This is a genomic window from Colwellia ponticola, assembly GCF_005885605.1.
GTDB classification, from domain to species: Bacteria; Pseudomonadota; Gammaproteobacteria; order Enterobacterales; family Alteromonadaceae; genus Colwellia; species Colwellia ponticola.
Map to the genome: position 1 here is coordinate 1 of NZ_SZVP01000089.1, position 467 is coordinate 467.

Annotated in this window: 1 protein-coding gene; it reads left to right on the plus strand. The window is 33.4% G+C overall.

Annotated elements, in window-relative coordinates; translation table 11 throughout:
* Positions 1 to 467 (plus strand): porin family protein (locus FCS21_RS17720; protein ID WP_138624497.1); only part of this gene is annotated, 467 nt, incomplete at both ends.

The following is a 467-nucleotide window of genomic DNA, read 5'->3' on the forward strand; positions in this document are numbered from 1 at the left end:
CACTTGCAAACGGAAATACCAGAGTTTTTCAATTGTACACAAATACTGCTTTAGAAATAGAATCATTAGGTTTCGGTATAGGATTGTCTAGAAAAGTATACAAAGATTTTGAAATAGGTGCAAACTATAATTATGCTGAATTTAAATTTGACCAATCTAAAGATCCTAGTTTTGAGGCTGGTTTTAATACGCCAAAACACCGTGTAAAAGCATCTATTGGTAACGAAAAATTGTTTCCTAATTTTGGATTTAATGTGAGTGGTAGATGGAACAGTGAGTATTTGTGGCAGTCTTCTTTTGCTGATGGTACCATTGAGGCGGCAACAGTTATAGATGCACAATTAAATTATAACTTCCCTTCTTTGAAATCAACTTTAAAAATAGGTGCTTCAAATATTGGAGGTAAAGAATATGGTCAAGTATTAGGAGCTGGTCTAATTGGTCAACAATATTTTGCTTCTTGGACA